A 19,512-nucleotide genomic window follows, 5' to 3' on the forward strand; every position below is an offset into this window, starting at 1 on the left:
GGGGACGGGGGAAATCTAGATTTCCCCCGTCCCCATCCGCGCTTTCCCCTGTCCCTTTTAGAAAATTCCCTGTCCCCAAAAAATGTGTTATAATATAGCAAGAATCGAATATAATAAAAGGGAGGGAACAAATATGGATATGAATCGTGTAAAAAGAAATAAGCTGCTGGGGGCGAGAATCATCAAGGGATTAGAATCCCGCAGCATGGAAGGCTATTATGCACAGACGAAGGAAGAAGCCCTCGAAAAAGCGCTGGAGCTGATACCGGAAGGGAGCTCTGTCGGATGGGGCGGCTCCATGTCTATCAAGGAGATTGGGCTGAAGGATGCAGTCTGTACAGGTGATTATAAGGTGTTCAACCGTGACGTCTGTAAGACTCCCGAGGAAAAACGCCAGGTTGAGCTTGCTACATACGATTGTGATTACTTCATCACAAGTGCCAACGCCATTACAGAAGACGGTGTGATGGTAAACATAGACGGTAATGCCAACAGAGTATCCGCTATTGCATACGGACCAAAGAACGTAGTAATGATTGTCGGTATGAATAAGGCGGTAAAGAGCGTGGACGATGCAATGTCACGTGCCAGAAATGAGGCGGCCCCAATCAATGCAGAGAGGTTTAACCTCGATACGCCATGCTGCAAGAACGGTATGTGCTTTGACTGCAAGTCGCCGGATACGATTTGCTGCCAGATTTTGATTACCAGATTTTCAAAGACACCAAATCGGATTAAGGTCATACTTGTAAATGAAGAATTAGGGTTTTAAATTATTGACTATAAAAGGAGCATTTGTTATAATATACAAGTGCTCAATATGGCGCCATAGCCAAGCGGTAAGGCAAAGGTCTGCAACACCTCTATCACCAGTTCGATTCTGGTTGGCGCCTTTTAGAAAAAGTCTGGAAACTTAAGGTTTCTGAGGCTTTTTTTTGTTTTCCATTTTTAATAATAAGACTATCGTTCAAGACATTAAAAATCACACAAATGTACAGAAAATAAAAGTTTGTGTGATAAAGCTTTATGTTGTTATTCTTTAAAATAAAAGATAAAAAATGTAAATAAAAATAAGATGACAGATAATTAATTGTTAAATAATTATTTATATTGACAATAAAAATAAACGATGATATTATTCGAATAAGAACAAATGTGTAATAAATGAACAAATGACAAATAATGAATGAAGGAGGGAAGGTATGAAAATTTTAGTCACCGCGACAATGGCACAGAAATGTCTGCAGCAGTTAGAGGAAGCGTTTGGAAGTGTCGCTTACAAACCGTGGACAGACAATGTAGGAGGAGGTGGGTTTTCCGAGAAAGAGATTTTAGAGCTGCTTAAGAAGTATCAGCCGGATATTTTAATTACGGAACTTGATAATGTTACGGAACACGTAATTCGCACCTATGGGAACTTAAAGGTGATAGGAGACTGCAGAGCTAATCCAGTCAATATTGATATTGAAGCCTGTAATGCAATGAAGATTCCGGTATTCTGCACACCGGCGAGAAATGCACAGGCAGTGGCTGAATTACTGGTTGGGATGCTGATCAACTTTCACAGGAATATTCAGTCTTCCATTCAGTGGGTGGAGGATGGCAACTGGAAACCGGGCGGAGATGAGCCCTATGGTAAGTTCATGGGGAATGAGTTGTATGGCAGAAAAGTTGGTTTTGTCGGGTTTGGCGCAGTGGGGCAGAAAACAGCCGGTATTCTGGAGGCCTTTGGCTGCCAGATATTCTTTTACGATCCATTTGTAGAATCAGTAAAAGAAAGTTACAGGAAAACAGATATGGAATACATATTCAGTCATAGCGACATTATTACGGTACACCTTCCTGTTTTGAAAAGCACAATACATATGATTGGCGAGGATTTGCTGGAACGTATGAAACCAACGGCCGTATTTGTCAATACTGCAAGAGCGGCAGTCGTAGATACGAAAGCTTTGGAGTCAATATTGAGAAGTGGGAAGATTAGAGGAGCAATCCTGGACGTGCTAGATCATGAGCCGCCCACCGAGGAAGATTTGAAAATCGCAGAATTACCAAATGTACTGCTGACACCGCATATCTGTGGGGCTACATATGAGGTGATTGACCATCACTCCATAATTATGCTGGAGCGGCTGATGAAGTGGAAAGAAGGTACGGATTGGGAAGGTGTAGTTTTCAATAAGCAGATGTTAAGTTAAAGGGTTGGATGTTGCTTTGACAATTGAAAATAAGGAGGAAAAGAAATGAAGAGACGGATGAAGAAGATAGCAGTGTTGTTCATGAGTGTTGTGATGGTTCTTGTAATGATTGGATGTAGCTCTACATCCGAAGAGACACCGAAGTCGGGCGCTGAGGATAACAAAGAATCAGATAATACAGAGACGAAAGGAAAAAAGGATGCATCCGGCGTGAAGGGGGTTCTGGATGGTATGGACGTGCCTTCACTGGAGGGTTATACGATAGGCGTTGCAGTTCTGGGAACAGACCATGAATTTGACTTACATGCATATCAGGGACAGATTGACCGAATCAAGGAATTAGGTGGTGAAGCAGTAGCGGTGGACGGGGAGAGAAACGATCAGAAACACATTGCCGACATTGAGAATATGATTACACAGAAACCAGATGCAATTATTAAACAGTTGGGAGACGCAGATGTGTACGAGCCGGTTATGAAAAAGGTCAGCGATGCCGGCATCCCGTTATTTACGGTAGATTTGGTAAGTCAATATTCGATTTGCAACAGCACATCCGATAACTATCTGATTGGAGAAGAACTGGCGCGCAATATGTTTGAAGATTTAGGCGGTGAAGGAAAGATCGCAGTATTCAATGGATTCTATGGAGTCCGGGTATGCGGCATTAGATATGACATGATGAAATATGTGGCGAAGGATTATCCGGGAATCGAATTTATAGAGCCAGAGCTTCAGGACGTCATTACCGGGGCAGCGGAAGATGCCAGAAAGAAGACACTTGATCTGCTGACAAAGGAGCCGGATGTGGATGCAATTTGGCTGGCATGGGATACGCCGTGTATCGGAGTTGCACAGGCATGTGCAGAGGCAGGAAGAGAGGAAGTGAAGATCTATGCGGTAGATGGCTCTTCAACTGTGCTGGAACTGGTGGCAGACCAGAATTCTACAATGTACGGTGACATGGCTCAGAATCCATACCAGATAGGACAGGCAGCAGTGGATCAATGCGCCAGATATCTTGCAGGGGAGCAGGTGCCAAGTACGGTTTATTCTGCGCCGGTATATGTGAACAAGCTGAATTGGGAGACTGCGATCAAAGAATTGGGAATTGAATTGAACGTCAAATAAGCAGAGGCAACTGTAGGAAGGTGAAGATATGGCTGGAGCAGAATATATACTGGAAATGCTAGATGTTACAAAGGAATTTCCGGGAGTAAAAGCGTTGTCTAATGTAACAATTCAGATCAAAGCAGGGGAAGTACATGGTCTTGTCGGTGAAAATGGGGCAGGAAAGTCAACTATCATGAAGATACTTGCCGGACTTTATAGCAATGATGAGGGCCGGATTATCTTTGATGGTGAAGATATTACGAAGAAATTAAATGCCCGTACCGCAGAACATCTTGGAATCAGTTTTATCCATCAGGAGCGATATGTTGTTCGGCATCTTACAGTTGCTGAAATGCTGTTTTTAGGAATTGAAAAAACAAAATCTCTTTTTCGGTTCATGGACAGAAAGGGGATGGTAAAGTCAGCAGAAAAGATGCTGAAAGAAAAAGTGGGGGTAGAATTGCCGGGAGACAGACTGGTTAGTCAACTGACAGTTGGTGAACAGCAATTGATACAGATATGCAGGGCATTGATGAATGATCCCAAAGTAATCGTATTTGATGAACCAACGGCGGTACTGGCCAAGAAGGAATCGGAGCGTCTGTTTAACATCATCCATCAATTGAAAAAGGAAAAAGGTGTTATCTATATCTCCCATTATTTCGGTGAGATATTGGAATTATGTGACAGGGTGACGGTTCTTAGAAATGGAAAAAAGATAGATACTGTGGATGCGGCTGATGTAACAATTGATTCTCTGGTGACAATGATGGTGGGGCGAAATATTCTGGAACAGTATCCTCAAAAACAGCGGGAACCGGGGGAGACCATATTATCTGTAAAAGGGCTGACCCATAAAAAAGAATTCCGCGATTTGAATTTTCAGGTGCGAAGAGGTGAGATTCTTGGAATAACAGGACTTATGGGTTCCGGGCACGATAAGGTTGGAATCAGTATCTATGACAATGCAGATATTGTCGGCGGAGAGATAGAATTCAAAGGAAAGAAGATGAGCTACATCAGCCCTCAGAAGGCAGTTCAGGAAAAGATGGGATATGTCCCGGATGACAGAAGAGGGCTGGGGGCCATTCAGAAGATGTCGGTCCAGGAGAACATTACACTTGCCTGTCTGAAAAAGCTGGCGAGGTATGGAGTTATTTCCAATAAAGCAGAAGCAGAAGCGGCAGATGAGCAGATAGAACATCTTGGAATCAGGACGCCGGGAAGAGATGCTCAGACCGGAAATCTAAGCGGCGGCAACCAACAGAAAGTGGTATTGTCAAGGTGGCTTAGCGATGAGTCGGAATTATATATATTAAATCAGCCAACATCAGGAATTGATATAGGTGCAAGGGCTGATATATATAAGATAATTGATAAAATGGCAAGGAGTGGTGCGGCGGTCATTATAATCACGCAGGACATCCAGGAATTGTATGGGATGTCGGACCGGGTGATTGTTATGTACCGGGGAGTGACTAAACTGGAAATGGAAATAAGGGATCAGGATGTTACGAACCAAATCATTGTTGCTTCCATGGGAGGGGGTGCCGAAGATGAAACATAAAAGGGAGAATGCCGGTGACATGATTATGAGATACAGTGGTTACATCGCATTTGCCGTTATTATTATTTTCTTTGTAATCAAGGCCCCTATATTTTTGCGGTATAGCAATCTTGTCAATATATTGGCACAGTCGGCGGTCCTTGGTATATGCGGATTTGGCTTGACGGGTATTTTTATAGGAGGCGGGGACGACGTTATCCGGGGCGGGACGGATTTATCAATAACGCTTAATATGGCAGTTGCCGGAGCTATTATTGCAGTTATGGCAGGCGGCGGAAAGCCGCTTTGGCTGGCATTTGTAACGGCTGTACTGGTAAGTATCACTATAGAGGCTGTGAACGCATATACCATTGTAAAGCTTAAAATGGTACCGCTTCTCTCCACGATATGTATGATGTATCTGCTTCAGGGGGTAGAGCGGATTATTACGAATAATGTTGTAGTCCCGGCGAATCATAAAGCTCTGGCCTTTATCTCAAATACGGCAATACTTGGAATTCCCGTTATAGCATGGATATTTGTTGTAGTGGCAATCGTTATGTATGTTCTGTTTAACGTGTGTTCTTACGGAAATAAAGTCAGTGCGTCAGGAGGAAGCGAGCTGGCGGCAAAGGCCGATGGAATTAATGTATCCCTGATGGTAGCAAGTACATACTTAATTGGCGGTGTCATGGCATCCGTTTCTGCTTTTTTAATGGTAGCAAGGTTGTCTAGTTATACTCCGGGTGCGGGAGACCTGCAGTTGTTTGATGTGATGTTAGTCAGCTATCTTGGGGCGGTGTTCTCGCGAAGATACAGGCCAAATATACCGGGAACTTTTATAGCAGCATTATTTATCGGGGTGCTGACAAATGGGTTTACATTGATTAATGTTCCATCTTACTGGGTGTATGCAATCAAAGGTGCATTGATTCTGGTTACCGTTTCAATCACGACAATACAGAAGAGGAGGGTGGAATAATATGAAAAGAAAATCATTTTCACTTGGCAGATTTCTTTATGATAACACAACGGCATTTATGATGCTTGGTATATTTGCTTTCTTTTCTGTTTTTGCAGAAGGGTTTCTGTCGATTGGAAACATTACTACTGTATTAAGTTCCTCCTCTGTCTTATTGCTGGTATCAATTGGAATGTGCTTTGTCGTGATTAGCGGAGGGACGGATCTGTCGGTTGCGGCGGCATATGGAATGGGGGGACTGGTCTGTGTGTATGCAATCCGGGCCGGAATTCCGGCAGAGGCAGGTATCCTGCTGGCACTGGCAGCAGGGCTTGTGTTCGGGCTGATCAACAGCTTCCTTATATTGAAAGTGGGGATTTCTGTCTGGCTCGCCACACTTGGAACGCTGTTTATTGGTGAAAGTATAGAGCGGATTGTGACAAAAGGGGGCACGCCAGTATATCTTTCAGGTGTGGACGGGGTTTTTAAAAGTATTGGGCAGGGAACGGTTGTTAATATTGTGCAGAAAGGAGCAAATATTACAATAAAGTCCTCCATTGTCCTGGCACTGATTATAGCCGTCGCAGCCGCCTTTATTTTAAAAAAGACAGTATTAGGAAGACACCTATACGCGGCAGGTCTGCAGCGCAGGGCCGCGGAGCTTTCGGGCGTGTCTGTCGGGAAATGCGTGACGATTGCGTTTGTCGTAAGCGGGGCTTGCTGCTGCCTGGCAGGGGTGATTGGAGGAGCGCAGTTATCTTCGTATATCCCGGTAAACGGACGCTATTATTTACTGGATGCCATTGGCACGGTATTTATAGGAAGCACGATGCATAGACGGGGATTTGCCAATGTGGGCGGAACAATTGTAGGTGTCATATTTTTTGGATTCTTAACAAACGGTCTAAACCTCATTGGAGTACAGTTCTATTGGCAGTACGTAATCAGGGGCGGACTAATCTTATTTGTCCTTGCGGTCAATGCATATCAGAGAAATGTCTGGGCGCTGCGTACGAGGAGACATCAATAATCAAATTAAGCATAAAAAAGGAGCGAAAAGACATGGGAAAATATTTATCAGATAAAAAAGCAAAGGAACTCATATGTGAGATTGGAAGAAGAGTGTTTGACAGGGGGCTGGTGGCAGCAAATGACGGAAATATTACCCTCCGGGTAGGAGAGCGGGAGGTATGGGCAACGCCCACCGGTGTCAGCAAGGGATATATGACACCGGAGATGCTGGTGAAAATGGATTTTGACGGAAATGTTCTGGAAGGGACCTGGACCCCTTCCTCAGAAGTAAAAATGCATCTCAGAGTATATAACGAGAATAAAGCGGTGGGAGGAACTGTTCATGCACATCCGCCGACTGCGACTGCGTATGCGATAACCGGGGAGTGGATTGACCAGCCGGTCTTTGCGGAGGCAATCGTTATGCTGGGTGTGGTTCCGGTTGCAAGCTACGCAACTCCGGGAACTCAGGCAGTGCCCGATTCCGTGGCGCCATATTGCAAAGATTATAATTGCTGCCTTCTGGCAGCACATGGTGCGCTGACATGGGGTGCAGATTTGATGCAGGCGTATTACAGGATGGAGGCGCTGGAGCATTTTGCCAAAATCCACATGGCGGCAGTCGGACTGCAGAAACCGGCACAGATGCTTACGGAGAGCCAGGTGGATGAATTGCTGGCAATCAGAGAGCGGGTAAATAATGGGAGCAAGGCAGGTCAAATTCCGTCAAACAGAGAGGTATAGATATGAATGATTTCGAATATTATAATCCGACAAAAGTTGTGTTTGGACAGGGCAGATTTGCAGATTTAGGAGCGGAGGTGAAGTCCCTGGGCGATAAAGCGCTTCTGGTAAAGCAGGAGGGTCCGTTAGAACAGATGGGTGTATATGAAAGGGCGGTCAAAAGTTTAGAGGAAGCCCAGGTTACAGTACAGGTATTGGAATATGTTTCAAGCAATCCTAAACTGTCAAAGATTCAGGAAGGAATCGCTCTGGCAAAAGAAGAGGGAGCTGAGGTTGTTGTAGCCGTAGGAGGGGGAAGTGCTATAGATGCAGGAAAAGCGATAGCAATTGGTGCTGCCTGTGATGGAGATGTATGGGAATTCTTCCGAAGAGAAAGAGAAGTATCCGCTTCACTGCCAATGGTAGCAGTCAGCACGATATCTGCAACAGGTGCTGAGACAAGCTGTCATGTGGTGGTAACCAATGATGAGCCGGAAGATACCGCAAAGTGGCAGAAATGGGCGATACACGATCCACATGCATTTCCCGAAACAGCCATTATTGATCCCAAGCTTCTGGTATCTGTGCCGAATAAGATTACAGCGGCAGGGATGGCGGACACAATCTCCCATATTATAGAAGGATATTTTGACGGGGTTCCCAATAATCCGATTTCTGACAGAATAGGCGAGGGGATTGTGATGACTGTAATCGAGAATGAAAAAGTGTTGGACAATCCGGAAGACCTGAATGCAAGGGCAGCGCTTAGCTGGGCGGCTACGTTGGCTATGAGCGGGCTTCAGGATTGTGGCAGATCCAATGCAGGATTTCCTGCACATTGGATCCAACATGCAGTGGGTGCGCTGACTGATTCCTCACATGGAGAGGGGCTGGCAGTGATTAATCCTGCATGGCTGGAGTTAGAAAATGAGAAATCACCGGTTAAATTCATGCAGTTTGCCGAGAGAGTCTTTGGCATTGAGAGAACCGAACAAATGACAGACAGAGAGTATGGGCTGGCAGGAATCCAGGCATTAAAAGCGGTATTTAGACGGTGGGGACTTCCGGAAACGCTGCGAGAACTGGGCGTTACAAGTGAGATGATTCCAACTATTGTGCAGGGGGTTATGGAGAGTCCGGAAACCTATGTTTTTGAAGAAGGAACTGTGGAACAGGTGCTGCGAATGTGTTTGTAAAATAGAGGCTGACAGGGTTGTTCAAGGACGTTGGATAACCCTGTGTGAATTTGACTAAGTTACCAGATTATGGTATTATCATAGCACTGAATTGGGCCACTAAATGTGCTATGCATAGGAGAAAAGAATGTGTAAAGAGGCATATTTAGTCATGGACATCGGCACAGGTAATTCAAGAGTCGTGCTTATGTCAGTGGAAGGTGAACTGATTGGGATAAGGTCGTTTGCAAATCCGTATCACAGGGATTATGCATATGAAGATGCATTGTACTTTTTACCCGAAGACTGGTCAGAGGTAATCTTATCATATGTGAAGGAAATGCTCATATCTTATCCAGGATATGGCATCAAGGCATTTACATCTACGAGCGCCCGGGAATCTGTTGTACTTTTGGATAAGGAAGGGAAAGCGTTCTATGGACTTCCTAATATAGACAACCGCGGAGATGAGTGGATTGGAGAAATCCCAAACGAACATGAGATATATTATAAGACAGGACGTTGGCTGTCTGGAGTCTTTTCGGCAGGTAAGCTATTAGGACTTCGGAAAAAAAGGCCGGAAATATACAAGAAGATTTCTAAAATAACGAGCCTGAGTGATTGGATTGGCTATCTTTTTACAGGCAATCTTTTAATGGAGCACTCCCAGGCGTGTGAGACGCAGGTTTTCGATATCGGACGGCTTGAGTGGTCGCAGGAATTGTGCAGCATATTTGGAATTGATACCGATATTCTCCCTTCACTTGATACGGCAGGCAAAAATCTTGGGCATATAAAAGCATCAGTCTGCCACGAACTAGGGCTCTCTACGGATGTGGTGTTTGTCGTTGGCGGTGCGGATACGCAGATGGCGGTCAAAGGGATGGATGCAAAACAAAATGAGGTTGTCATCGTTTCGGGAACGACTTCTCCGATTGTTACAATTGTTCCATATAAGTTTTATGATGAGAGGCAGAGATGCTGGACAGATTCTTATATTGATGGAAAGAGCTACCAGATAGAGACAAATGCGGGCGTCACAGGCTTAAACTATCAGCGTATGAAATCGTTCCTTTTTCCAGATGTAACATATGAGAAGATAGAGGAAGAACTACAGAAAATAGACAGAGTCAGGTGTATTGCAAGTTTTGGTACATTGATTTTTTCGGAGAACAGATCATTGCAAAACGGGGGGTTTTATATGTCGGCTCCGATTGATGAAAATCTGGACCGCTATGATCTGGCATATGCCTTGATAGCGGATATTGCCTGTGGAATCAGCAACCAATGCCATAGCTTATGTGAAATGACATCGATTGATAAGAATTATGTTTTTGGGTGCGGAGGCGGATTTCGGTCTGCCATGCTGGGCCAATTGACAGCGGATCTCCTGCAGAGGAAATTAATACTGCGGGAAGGATATGTGCAGGCATCGGCCAGGGGATGTGTTAGGGTCTGTAATGATTATTTTGGATGCAGTCGGTGTAATACGGCAGTTGATAAAGTATATGAACCGGAAAATAATCAAATGATACAAGAGTATTATAATCGCTGGGAAGCAGTTAGAAATAAGATAGGAACATAAAAATTAAGCAATGAAAGGGGAATATGGATCTTTATAGTCAGATCCACATATAGCATATGAGACCAGTAAAACTACGTAGTCACGCTTTGATAGAACAGGTAGGCAGAATGTACTACATCTTACAGATGAATCAACAGGAGATTGCGGAGAAGCTTGGAATCAGCAGGACTACGGTAGTGCGTCTGCTGACAGAGGGAAGAGAACTGGGAATTATACAGATTTACATCCATGGCCAGGATGACGGGATGCGACAGGAAGAGCTGGAAGCGGAGCTGATGAAGCGTTATGGCATGCGGGATATTATAGTGGCAAGGAACGTGGAGCCAAATTCAACTTATAATGTGGCAGCACGTTACATACAAGGCATTATGCCACGGAAGGGTACCATCGCGATATCCGGTGGGAAGACCATGAATGCCGTTGCCAATTATTTTCATCCGATAGAAGGAGAAAATGAGTTGAACATCACTCAGCTGACCGGAATGTTTGGGGAGAATATTCCAAGTGTTACGGTTGCACAGAATTGGGCGGAAAAGTTAAATGCAAATGCAGTCTACCTGGCAGCTCCGGGTATCGTAAGCTCTCCGGAAAAAAGAGACCTGTTTTTAAACGATGCAAATATCATAAACACATATAAAGAGATATGTAATGCTGAATATGCGATAACAGGAATAGGAATTACGAATTCTGTAAAAGAGAATCTTAAAAACCTGGAGTTTCCTCCGTATCTCTTTGAAGAATTGGATCAGAGATGTGTTGGGGATATTATGTTTCATTTTTATGATAAAAACGGCAGATTTAATGCTGAGAAGGTATCCAGCTGCGTAGTAGGAGCAACAACTGCCGATTACTTAAGGATACCGGTAAGGATTGCAGTAGCCTTTGGAGAAGAGAAGGTGAAAGCGATACATGCAGCTATGAAAGGTAAGATTATAAATATCATGATTACAGATGAAGACACAGCAAGATGCATTTTGCAGCTGTGAATAATTGGTCATGGGGACGGGGGATTTTTAAAAATCCCCCGTCCCCAACTTATCCCAATTTAGCGAATAAAGTCGAAAAATCAGAAAAAAATATTCGGATGCTGGAAATGTATCCATTATTTATACACAATTTGTGGATTAATAGGATAATAAATGTGGAAAACTCTGGAATTATATGGAAAATGCCGCCGGCGAGTAAAAAAATTGACGAATAAGGTAAGATATTATATTACGTATGTCGAATTTGGATACACCGTCAATATTGCGTTGTATTCCGTGTTTTGAATTCACCGTCCATTTCGTCCAGCTTCTTCAGACATTTTTGTGTGAATACTTTTGCGTGCTCTATATCCAGGCTGTCCGGATGGGTCAGCGCCTCATCAAAGTTACGGATATACATATCCATCTGTGCCTCATTCTCAGGTGCCCTCATGGATTCATATTTTTCCCGTACCTTCCGGGGCATCTTACCCTGACAGATGAATGCGCCGAGGTAGTCATTATCATTTTCTATCCATGCATTGACACTCTTTTCTATCGCCTTATAATAATCAGGAGAGTCGCCCATGCCGCAGGTGCCGAACAAAGCAATCCTCTTTCCGCCGAGCCCGTTTATAAAGTCGCTCACTTCCATGCTGCACGTGCCACAGTTCACGCAAAATCCGATAAAGTAGACTTTCGCTTCCGGAATGGACTTGTCTGTCGTGATATCGATGAGATCCTTGGAGTTGCCGGGCAGGTTAGAAAATATGGCGGCAGCGATTTTCTTCGTATTGCCGGACCGGCTCTCATATAGTACGAGATATTCTAACATATCAGTTACCCCTCCTTTAACATATCTTAGCTGTTCTTGATAAATGTCGTACTGCATTTGGGGCAGCGGACTTCTATCTTGCCCTTTCCCTTTGGTATCCGTATCTTCTGCCTGCAAGAAGGGCATTTGTAGATATGGTACACTTTGCGCTGTGACGCCGAGCTTTTCTGCCGGGAGAACCAGGCGCGTATCTTGTACGTCTTATTGAGCCATTTCTGGTTTTCCGCAGCTCTCTTATAGACATTCCGGGAGAACATACGGAAGTAAGAGTAGACGACGCAGGCCCACGCAAAGACAGTGAGGGCAGAAAACATAAGACCGTCAAACCAGCCAGACAGTATGATTGCCGCTACTGCGGCTATTAAAGTAAATTTGCCAAATGAATCGATGCCGTATCTTCCGGACATAAAACGAATAAACTTTTCTTTCAAATTAAATCACCCTCCTAATTAAGCATCATACGCTGTCTGGACATAAAGTCAATAAACTCCTCATTAAAAATATATAAAATAATAAAGAAAGTCATATTAATACGTATGACAAATATTGTCAATCAAATTGAGATTGCAATTAATTTCGTATTGGTATATGATGGAAATATAATACGAGCTATAATACAAGTTGTTAGGAGAATGTATAAATGGGCGTTATTGAAAAAACGAACGCAACACCGTTATATCTGCAGTTGAAGAACAAGATCAAAAAGGAAATCAGAACAGGCATGCTGAAGCCGGGGGACAAGATTCCGTCGGAGGCGCAGCTGCAGAAAGAGTACCATATGAGCCGGGTCACTGTCCGTAATGCCATGGAGGAACTGACAGTCGAAGGGTACATCATAAAGGTGCAGGGAAAAGGCAGCTTCGTTGCGGACTCCGATATGCTCCGTCTGCCCATCGGTGTGACCAGCTTTACGGAGGATGCCAGGATGCAGGGAATCAATCTTACGTCCGAGGTCATCAAATTTGGGATTGAAGATATTAAGACAGAGCTGGACCGGGAATTTTTTGGCGGCAATACGAACGGAGAAGTCCTTGTGCTCAAAAGGGTCAGAAGTGCGGACGGCGTGCCGATTACAATTGAGGAGAACCATATGTCGCCGGACCTGATAGACATGCGTGAAGAGGACCTGACAAAGTCGTTCTATGACATACTAATTAATAAATACCATATGGTGCCTTCGAACAAGGGGCGAAGAAGTGTGAGGATTATATTTGCGGATGAAGAGATAGCTAAGTATCTGGATCTGTCACTGGGGACACCTGTAATCGAATGCGAGGTGTGCGTGTTTGATATGAACGGGGACCCGATACATACGGTAAAAGATATCGTAAGGGGAGATAACGACCGTTTTTTGAAATGGTATGTATAATATGACTTGATACAAGTTAATAAAAAAGTAAACAGGCTTTTCGGATGAAGAGCCTGTTTTTTTTACTAAAAATGGAATAATAATTTATAAAATTTGCACAAAAAGGTATTATGAAAGAGAATTTTATTGACAAAAAAGATAGTTGTCATTATAGTAATATATAAGACGTATTAATACATGTTAAACGGAGAGCAAGTATGAATAGAAAACCGAGAATTTTAGGAATTGGCATTGCTACCATGGATATCTACCGACATCAGAAGCGGATGTACCCTGGCGGGAATGAGTACAATGTGGCTTACAATGCAGCGCTGCAGGGAATTGATGCCGGGTTCATGGGGATTTTCGCGGATGATGCGGCAGGACGTATTCTGGAAAAGACTCTGGCTGACGCAGGGATAGATACGAGCCATTCTCATCACGAAAAAGGGTCGAGCGGTTATGCGCTTGTGGACCTTCGGGATGGAGACCGCATCTTCCTTGACTGGAACAGACAAGGTGTGACAGACCTATATCCCTTTACTTTTACGGAAGAGGAAATCGCGTATATTAAGACGTTTGATGTTGCCTGTATCAGCTGGGGGGCCAGAGTGGGTGCAGATAAGATCAGGAAGCTTTCCGGAGCAGGCATAGAGGTGTGCTACGATTTTTATGATAACTTTACGCAGGAAGACATAGAGAACATATCACCGTATATAAAATATGCATTTTTTTCCTGCAGCCATATAGATGAAGAAGAGACGAGAGGCATCCTGGAAGAATGTGTCCGCCTCGGGGCCCGGATAGCAGTCGGGACAAGAGGCGGCGAACCGGCTGTGGCGTATGACGGCGCCAGGTACTATTCGCAGGACATATGTAAGGTGACAGCCATTGATACAATGGGTGCAGGAGATTCCTATATCAGTGCATTTCTATCGAATTATTTATCAGCGGAGGCTGACGAGCCTTTATCAGCTGAAGATAAGATAACTATTTCACTTAAAAAGGCGGCGGAATTTGCCGCAGAAGTAGTAGTAAAGGACGGTTCATTAGGTGTGGGGTATGACGTCGACCCGGAGAACCTGTCTAAGATCATTAATATCTAGTTGCCACTTGGAGAAAGGAAGGAAAGGGATTATGAAAAAAAAGGTTCTAACAGTTGTTTTGATGATGGCTATGACCGTATCGCTCATCGCCGGGTGCGGCGGCAAGGAAAAAGAGGCTGATGGTGATAAGATTAAGCTGACGTTCCTGGATAAGCATCCGGAAGAAGAATATAAAGGGTATTTTGAACAGGCGATAGCTGATTTTGAAGACGCCCATCCTGATGTCGATATTGAATATGAGAACATCAGCGACCAGGCCATCAAGGAGAAGCTAAGCGTGCTGGCGGCAGGCGGCGATCTGCCGGACATTTTCTTTGCATGGGGAGGCGAATGCCTGAACCGCTTCTCCCGCGCCGGGCGGACGCTGGACCTTACCCCTTATATGGAAGACGACCCGGAATGGAGAGACAGCTTTCTTCCGTCGTTTTTAAGCAGCAGCGTGTATGACGGCAAGAATTATGCAGTGCCTTACAGGAGTTCCGTGCTGTATATGCTTTACAGCAAGCAGGTATTTGCAGACAATAATCTTGACGTACCCGAGACGTGGGATGAATTCATAGATGTATGCCAGAAATTGCAGGAAAATGATGTCACCCCGATTGCATTCGGCAATTCGGACAAGTGGTATACGATGTGGTACGTAGGCCAGTTTAATGCAAACTATGTAGATGCCGGTGCACGTACGAGTGATTACAATCCGGAGTCAGGAGAATTTACGGATTCCGGCTATACGAAAGCCGTACAGACATTCCTCGACCTGAACGATAAAGGGTACCTTGGGACAAATGTCAATTCGCAGGATTACTATCAGGTACGCGAAGAGTTCGCGGCAGGCAGATATGGCATGATTCTGGACGCGACGAGCCAGTTCTCCTTCTATACGGACGCAATGGGTGAGGACGGTTACGGGTACTTCAAGATTCCAATCCCTAATGACGCGTCAGGTGATGAGGCAACCAGCATCGTGACAGGCGGCTCTGAAAACTATGCTGTCTCGGCAGAGTGCAAGCATCCGGATGAAGCGGTTGCATTTCTCAAGTTCATGACATCCAAAGAGCAGGCACTGAAACAGACGAAAGAGACCGGACTTCCGAATGCACTGATCGGCGGCATCACAGAAGATAATTCCGACCCCGTCATTGCAGCGGCATATGAGACTGCAGAAGACTACACCGCAATTGCCGAATGGCTGGACCAGTGCGTGGACGGCAATGTGGCCAATACATATATGGCAAGCCTGCAGGAAGGCCTGGACGGTAAGACGGCGGAAGATATCATAGCAGATGTGCAGAAGGCGGCAAAAGAAGTCGCAGAAGCAAACAAGTAAGAAGTGGCAGGGGAGCGGGCTGGTCCCCTCCCTTGCCCGAAGAGGAGGATAGTGTCGTGAGAAAAAAGAATCAGAAGACGGTAGGGCTATATCTCTTCCCGGCGCTTTTCATCGTAATCATCGTATTGTATCTTCCGATTTTCATCAACCTGTATGAGAGCTTCTTCAGCTGGGGCGCCATGAGCACGAAGCATGAGTTCGTAGGCTTCGCGAATTATATCAAGATGTTTAAGGACGAGGTGTTTTACGTTGCGCTGAAGAACAACATGATCTTCATGGTGACGTCCGTCATATTCCAGATAGGAATTTCCCTTATCATAGCAAATGTGCTGGAATGCAAGTTCATGAGGAGGTCGCAGAACTTCTTCCGGTCCATATACTTTATCCCGTCCCTTCTCATGGTGACGGTAGTCGGCATCGCGTTCAAGATGATAGTAAGCCCGTCAATCGGAGTCTTGAACCCTCTGCTCGAACTGGCCGGGGCTGACGCATCTAAGATGGATCTTCTCGGCAATGCAGGCAGCGCGACTTATGCGATTGCGGCAATGTCCCAATGGCAGTACATTGGATATACGGTGATTCTGTTCATCGTAGCGATACAGAATATTCCGGGGGAACTGTATGAAGCGGCGGATATCGACGGAGCGAATGCGGTGAAGAAGTTTTTCTATATTACGGTGCCGGAGATCAAAGATACGATACTGATCAATACGATCATAACGGTGACAGGTTCTATCCGGGAGTATGACGAAGTATTCGTGACCACCAACGGAGGGCCCGGATATGCGACAGAGACGCTGGCGACGTACCTGTATAAAGCAGGGTTTCGAAACGACCAGATGGGGTATGCGTCTGCACTGGCGTTCTTCATCTTCATTGTAACATTTATCATCGGGTTGGCGCAGATGAAGGGTTACCGCCTGGACGACCAGCAGTAGGAGGGAGATATATGAAGAAGACGGTTTCACATGTGGCTGCTTATGCGTTCTTTATAGCATTTGCAATCATCATCATCCTGCCGCTCATCTGGATGATAATCACGGGATTCAAAACGAACCAGGAACTGTTCCTGTCGCCCTTTTCCCTGCCTGAACAGTGGAAGTGGGAGAATTATGTGGATGCCTGGAACCAGGGGATAGGCATCTACCTTTCTAATAGCGTAATCATAACAGTGGGCGCGACCGTATTGTCTACGTTCGTCAGCTGCCTTGCGGCATATCCGCTGGCAAGGCTCAATTTCAGGTCCAAGAAGCTGTGGATATATGTCATCCTGGGCGGCCTGATGCTGGCGCCCCAGTCTTCGGTCATCTCGCTGTTCAAGATGGTTAAGATAGCGGGGCTCTATGACACAAGAACGAGCCTTATATTGATAGACGCGGCATTCCGTATACCATTTGCCGCATTTTTGATAATGACGTTCTACAAAAGCATCAGCTACAGCCTGGATGAGTCGGCCTATATCGATGGGGCTACCACGTGGCAGATATTCCGCAAGATTATCGTGCCTCTGAGCAAGCCGATTATTGCGTCCTGCGCTATCGTCAGCTTCCGGGCAGTCTGGAATGAACTGATGTTTGCAAACATTATGCTGCAGAGTACGGATAAAAAGACCGTGCCGGTCGGCCTTATGAATTTCCAGGGCATGACGACGACGAACTGGACGCTCGTAGTCGCAAGCATGGTGATAGCGTCCCTCCCGCTGGTGATAGCGTTCCTGCTCCTGCAGAAGCAGTTCGTACGCGGCCTTACGGCGGGAAGTGTGAAAGGATAAATGGAGTATGAAGCATTTGAAAGAATCACAGATATTAACATCGAATTATCCATATTATAAATATTCTCTGGATTACGCATTAGAATCGTTGAGAAGGATGGGCGCGGGACCGGTTGAATTCTATGCGTGCTATCCCCACTTTCATCTCGATGATGTGGATTACTGGGATGTGAAGAGAATAACCAAAAAGCTGATTGACAACAAGCTGAATGTAGTCTGCTTTACCCCGGAGCAATGCCTGTATCCGGTCAACATTGCAGCCCGTGATATCAATGCAAGGAAGAGAAGCATGGACGTATTTAAAAAAGCAATCCGGTACGGGGCGGAGATGGGAGCGGAGTATATCGTCACACTGGCCGGTTACGGGACACTGGACGAGGAGGAATCCTCTGTCTGGAACCGGTCCGCGGAGTCGCTTGGAATACTGGGAGATATGGCGGGCAGCTACGGAGTGAAGCTGGTGCTGGAGACAGCGCCGAGGGAATATACGACGACCCACAATTCAAAAGATGTCGTCCGCATGATTCGTGACGCCGGCTCTTTGGCAGTCAGAGGGATGATAGACACGGCGACGCTCGGATTTTCAGGTGAGACGATGGAGCAGGCAATTGCAGATCTGGAAGGATATCTGGCCCATGTGCATGTGGCAGACGGTATCCCCAATGGACACCTTATTCTGGGTGAAGGCAGCCTGGATATACAGGATATGCTGATGAAGCTGGACGATGCAGGCTATAAGGGTCCGCTCAGCCTGGAGATACTGAACGACAAGTATATGCGCCGGCCGCATGAGGCGATGGAGACATCTTATAAAAGATTAAAAGAATATATTTCAAAATAAACAGTTAAGGAGACAGGTCATGGAAATCAGAGAGATTATTGAAAAAATTGCAAGAGACAAAGAGGCGTCCGGAGGTATTAAGAGCGTCGTATGGCTGGCGGCAGGCGGTTCTAACGGCGGCAACTATCCGGCGCAGTATTTTATGGACCGTGAGTCAAAGACCATCCGTTCCCAGATGTTCACAAGCAATGAATTCGTATATGCTGCGCCGAGATTTGTCGATGAGAATACGGTAGCCGTCGTGACCTCCATGAGAGGTACGCCGGAAACATGTGTTGCGGCACAGGTGGCTAAGGACCTTGGAGCGACGACAATCGGACTGTATGTACAGGAGTCGCTTCTGACAGAGACGTGCGACTACAATGTCAGATATGACAGTATCATGTTTGACGAATCAGATCAGAGCAGGACAAATGCAGCGCTTGGAATGCGGATAGCCATTGATATCGTGGACGTCATGGAAGGTTATGAACATTATGGGGACGCCATATCGGCCTATGATATTCTCGATAAAGTGTATAACGACGCTAAGTCGTACTGCATGCCTCTCGCAGAAAAGTGGGCCCAAAAGAACAAAGAGGAACATGTGATTACCGTCATGGCAAGCGGCCCTGCCTATGCGGCAGGCTATATCTTCTCAATCTGTAATATCATGGAGATGCTGCAGATTCAGTCCCCGACAATAAACTGCTGTGAATTCTTCCACGGTCCGTTTGAAGTGCTGGATAAGAACGAGTCGTTCTTCCTTCTCGTATCAGAGGGGAGGACGAGGAAGGCAGATGAAAGGGCCGTCAGGTTCTTAAAAGAATACGGCGGGGAAAAGGTATATATCCTGGATGCGAAAGAATTAGGCATCAACAGATTCAAAGATTCTGTTGCAGAGTATTTCAACCATATGTTATTCTCTCCTATATTAAATAATACATATATGAAGCAGCTTTCCGCAGCGGCTAAGATTGACTATATGACACGCCGGTATATGTGGAAGGTACAGTATTAGACAGTAACAG

19 protein-coding genes and 1 tRNA gene are annotated in these 19,512 nt (G+C 45.4%); 18 read left to right on the plus strand and 2 right to left on the minus strand.

All coding sequences use genetic code 11. The features are described from left to right. The first annotated feature begins 133 nt into the window (after positions 1–133). The 11 genes from HJV72_RS05450 (at position 134) to HJV72_RS05500 (ending at position 11,295) form a co-directional block, all read left to right on the plus strand. Positions 134–772, plus strand: a complete 639-nt coding sequence (locus HJV72_RS05450; RefSeq protein ID WP_208069364.1) for a lactate utilization protein — start codon at positions 134–136, stop codon at positions 770–772. 50 nt (positions 773–822) lie between these two features. Next, positions 823–893, plus strand: a tRNA-Cys gene (locus HJV72_RS05455). Positions 894–1,202: 309 nt separating this feature from the next. Next, positions 1,203–2,198, plus strand: a complete 996-nt coding sequence (locus tag HJV72_RS05460; protein ID WP_208069366.1) for a 2-hydroxyacid dehydrogenase — start codon at positions 1,203–1,205, stop codon at positions 2,196–2,198. A gap of 45 nt (positions 2,199–2,243) precedes the next feature. Further along, entirely contained in the window at positions 2,244–3,326 is a 1,083-nt protein-coding gene (locus HJV72_RS05465; protein WP_208069368.1) for a sugar ABC transporter substrate-binding protein, read from the plus strand. Between the two features lie 28 nt (positions 3,327–3,354). Then, entirely contained in the window at positions 3,355–4,875 is a 1,521-nt protein-coding gene (locus tag HJV72_RS05470; protein ID WP_208069370.1) for a sugar ABC transporter ATP-binding protein, read from the plus strand. Next, positions 4,865–5,836 carry an ABC transporter permease gene (locus tag HJV72_RS05475; protein WP_208069372.1) on the plus strand — a complete coding sequence of 324 codons (972 nt, stop codon included), beginning with the start codon at positions 4,865–4,867 and terminating at the stop codon, positions 5,834–5,836. Before HJV72_RS05470 ends, HJV72_RS05475 begins: the two co-directional genes overlap by 11 nt. Before the next feature lies 1 nt (position 5,837). Beyond that, a complete protein-coding gene (locus HJV72_RS05480) occupies positions 5,838–6,845 on the plus strand; it encodes an ABC transporter permease (protein ID WP_066571699.1) in 1,008 nt (335 codons plus the stop codon). A 32-nt stretch (positions 6,846–6,877) separates the two neighbouring features. Continuing rightward, positions 6,878–7,570: a class II aldolase/adducin family protein gene (locus HJV72_RS05485; protein WP_208069374.1), complete on the plus strand. Its 693-nt coding sequence runs from the start codon at positions 6,878–6,880 to the stop codon at positions 7,568–7,570. A 2-nt stretch (positions 7,571–7,572) separates the two neighbouring features. Continuing rightward, complete coding sequence (locus HJV72_RS05490; protein ID WP_208069376.1) at positions 7,573–8,745, plus strand: iron-containing alcohol dehydrogenase; 1,173 nt, start codon at positions 7,573–7,575, stop codon at positions 8,743–8,745. Between the two features lie 127 nt (positions 8,746–8,872). After that, complete coding sequence (locus HJV72_RS05495; protein WP_208069378.1) at positions 8,873–10,309, plus strand: FGGY-family carbohydrate kinase; 1,437 nt, start codon at positions 8,873–8,875, stop codon at positions 10,307–10,309. Positions 10,310–10,416: 107 nt separating this feature from the next. Then, on the plus strand, positions 10,417–11,295 hold the full coding sequence (locus HJV72_RS05500; RefSeq protein WP_208069380.1) for a sugar-binding transcriptional regulator: 879 nt from the start codon (positions 10,417–10,419) through the stop codon (positions 11,293–11,295). Between the two features lie 256 nt (positions 11,296–11,551). On the opposite strand, the gene bilS is transcribed toward HJV72_RS05500, so the two are convergent. Further along, positions 11,552–12,109: a flavodoxin family protein BilS gene (bilS, locus tag HJV72_RS05505; RefSeq protein WP_208069382.1), complete on the minus strand. Its 558-nt coding sequence runs from the start codon at positions 12,107–12,109 to the stop codon at positions 11,552–11,554. A 26-nt stretch (positions 12,110–12,135) separates the two neighbouring features. Then, on the minus strand, positions 12,136–12,540 hold the full coding sequence (locus HJV72_RS05510) for a hypothetical protein (protein ID WP_208069383.1): 405 nt from the start codon (positions 12,538–12,540) through the stop codon (positions 12,136–12,138). Between the two features lie 209 nt (positions 12,541–12,749). Here HJV72_RS05510 and HJV72_RS05515 point away from each other — a divergent pair, with 209 nt between their 5' ends. The 7 genes from HJV72_RS05515 (at position 12,750) to HJV72_RS05545 (ending at position 19,502) form a co-directional block, all read left to right on the plus strand. After that, positions 12,750–13,478 carry a GntR family transcriptional regulator gene (locus HJV72_RS05515; protein ID WP_208069385.1) on the plus strand — a complete coding sequence of 243 codons (729 nt, stop codon included), beginning with the start codon at positions 12,750–12,752 and terminating at the stop codon, positions 13,476–13,478. Positions 13,479–13,675: 197 nt separating this feature from the next. After that, complete coding sequence (locus tag HJV72_RS05520) at positions 13,676–14,563, plus strand: PfkB family carbohydrate kinase (RefSeq protein WP_208069387.1); 888 nt, start codon at positions 13,676–13,678, stop codon at positions 14,561–14,563. A gap of 31 nt (positions 14,564–14,594) precedes the next feature. After that, complete coding sequence (locus HJV72_RS05525; RefSeq protein ID WP_208069389.1) at positions 14,595–15,890, plus strand: ABC transporter substrate-binding protein; 1,296 nt, start codon at positions 14,595–14,597, stop codon at positions 15,888–15,890. 56 nt (positions 15,891–15,946) lie between these two features. After that, positions 15,947–16,828 carry a carbohydrate ABC transporter permease gene (locus HJV72_RS05530; RefSeq protein WP_330618820.1) on the plus strand — a complete coding sequence of 294 codons (882 nt, stop codon included), beginning with the start codon at positions 15,947–15,949 and terminating at the stop codon, positions 16,826–16,828. Positions 16,829–16,839: 11 nt separating this feature from the next. Next, on the plus strand, positions 16,840–17,661 hold the full coding sequence (locus tag HJV72_RS05535) for a carbohydrate ABC transporter permease (RefSeq protein WP_208069392.1): 822 nt from the start codon (positions 16,840–16,842) through the stop codon (positions 17,659–17,661). Between the two features lie 7 nt (positions 17,662–17,668). Then, complete coding sequence (locus HJV72_RS05540) at positions 17,669–18,502, plus strand: sugar phosphate isomerase/epimerase family protein (RefSeq protein ID WP_208069394.1); 834 nt, start codon at positions 17,669–17,671, stop codon at positions 18,500–18,502. 19 nt (positions 18,503–18,521) lie between these two features. Next, positions 18,522–19,502 carry a sugar isomerase gene (locus tag HJV72_RS05545; protein WP_208069396.1) on the plus strand — a complete coding sequence of 327 codons (981 nt, stop codon included), beginning with the start codon at positions 18,522–18,524 and terminating at the stop codon, positions 19,500–19,502. The last annotated feature ends 10 nt before the right edge of the window (positions 19,503–19,512 follow it).

Source organism: Extibacter sp. GGCC_0201 (genome assembly GCF_017566055.1).
Lineage (GTDB): Bacteria > Bacillota > Clostridia > Lachnospirales > Lachnospiraceae > Extibacter.

Bases quoted from the DNA above. Each gene is read 5' to 3' on its own strand.
- HJV72_RS05450 (WP_208069364.1), top strand. From the start codon at position 134: ATGGATATGAATCGTGTAAAAAGAAATAAGCTGCTGGGGGCGAGAATC.
- HJV72_RS05460 (WP_208069366.1), top strand. From the start codon at position 1,203: ATGAAAATTTTAGTCACCGCGACAATGGCACAGAAATGTCTGCAGCAG.
- HJV72_RS05465 (WP_208069368.1), top strand. From the start codon at position 2,244: ATGAAGAGACGGATGAAGAAGATAGCAGTGTTGTTCATGAGTGTTGTG.
- HJV72_RS05470 (WP_208069370.1), top strand. From the start codon at position 3,355: ATGGCTGGAGCAGAATATATACTGGAAATGCTAGATGTTACAAAGGAA.
- HJV72_RS05475 (WP_208069372.1), top strand. From the start codon at position 4,865: ATGAAACATAAAAGGGAGAATGCCGGTGACATGATTATGAGATACAGT.
- HJV72_RS05480 (WP_066571699.1), top strand. From the start codon at position 5,838: ATGAAAAGAAAATCATTTTCACTTGGCAGATTTCTTTATGATAACACA.
- HJV72_RS05485 (WP_208069374.1), top strand. From the start codon at position 6,878: ATGGGAAAATATTTATCAGATAAAAAAGCAAAGGAACTCATATGTGAG.
- HJV72_RS05490 (WP_208069376.1), top strand. From the start codon at position 7,573: ATGAATGATTTCGAATATTATAATCCGACAAAAGTTGTGTTTGGACAG.
- HJV72_RS05495 (WP_208069378.1), top strand. From the start codon at position 8,873: ATGTGTAAAGAGGCATATTTAGTCATGGACATCGGCACAGGTAATTCA.
- HJV72_RS05500 (WP_208069380.1), top strand. From the start codon at position 10,417: ATGTACTACATCTTACAGATGAATCAACAGGAGATTGCGGAGAAGCTT.
- bilS (WP_208069382.1), bottom strand. From the start codon at position 12,109: ATGTTAGAATATCTCGTACTATATGAGAGCCGGTCCGGCAATACGAAG.
- HJV72_RS05515 (WP_208069385.1), top strand. From the start codon at position 12,750: ATGGGCGTTATTGAAAAAACGAACGCAACACCGTTATATCTGCAGTTG.
- HJV72_RS05520 (WP_208069387.1), top strand. From the start codon at position 13,676: ATGAATAGAAAACCGAGAATTTTAGGAATTGGCATTGCTACCATGGAT.
- HJV72_RS05525 (WP_208069389.1), top strand. From the start codon at position 14,595: ATGAAAAAAAAGGTTCTAACAGTTGTTTTGATGATGGCTATGACCGTA.
- HJV72_RS05535 (WP_208069392.1), top strand. From the start codon at position 16,840: ATGAAGAAGACGGTTTCACATGTGGCTGCTTATGCGTTCTTTATAGCA.
- HJV72_RS05540 (WP_208069394.1), top strand. From the start codon at position 17,669: ATGAAGCATTTGAAAGAATCACAGATATTAACATCGAATTATCCATAT.
- HJV72_RS05545 (WP_208069396.1), top strand. From the start codon at position 18,522: ATGGAAATCAGAGAGATTATTGAAAAAATTGCAAGAGACAAAGAGGCG.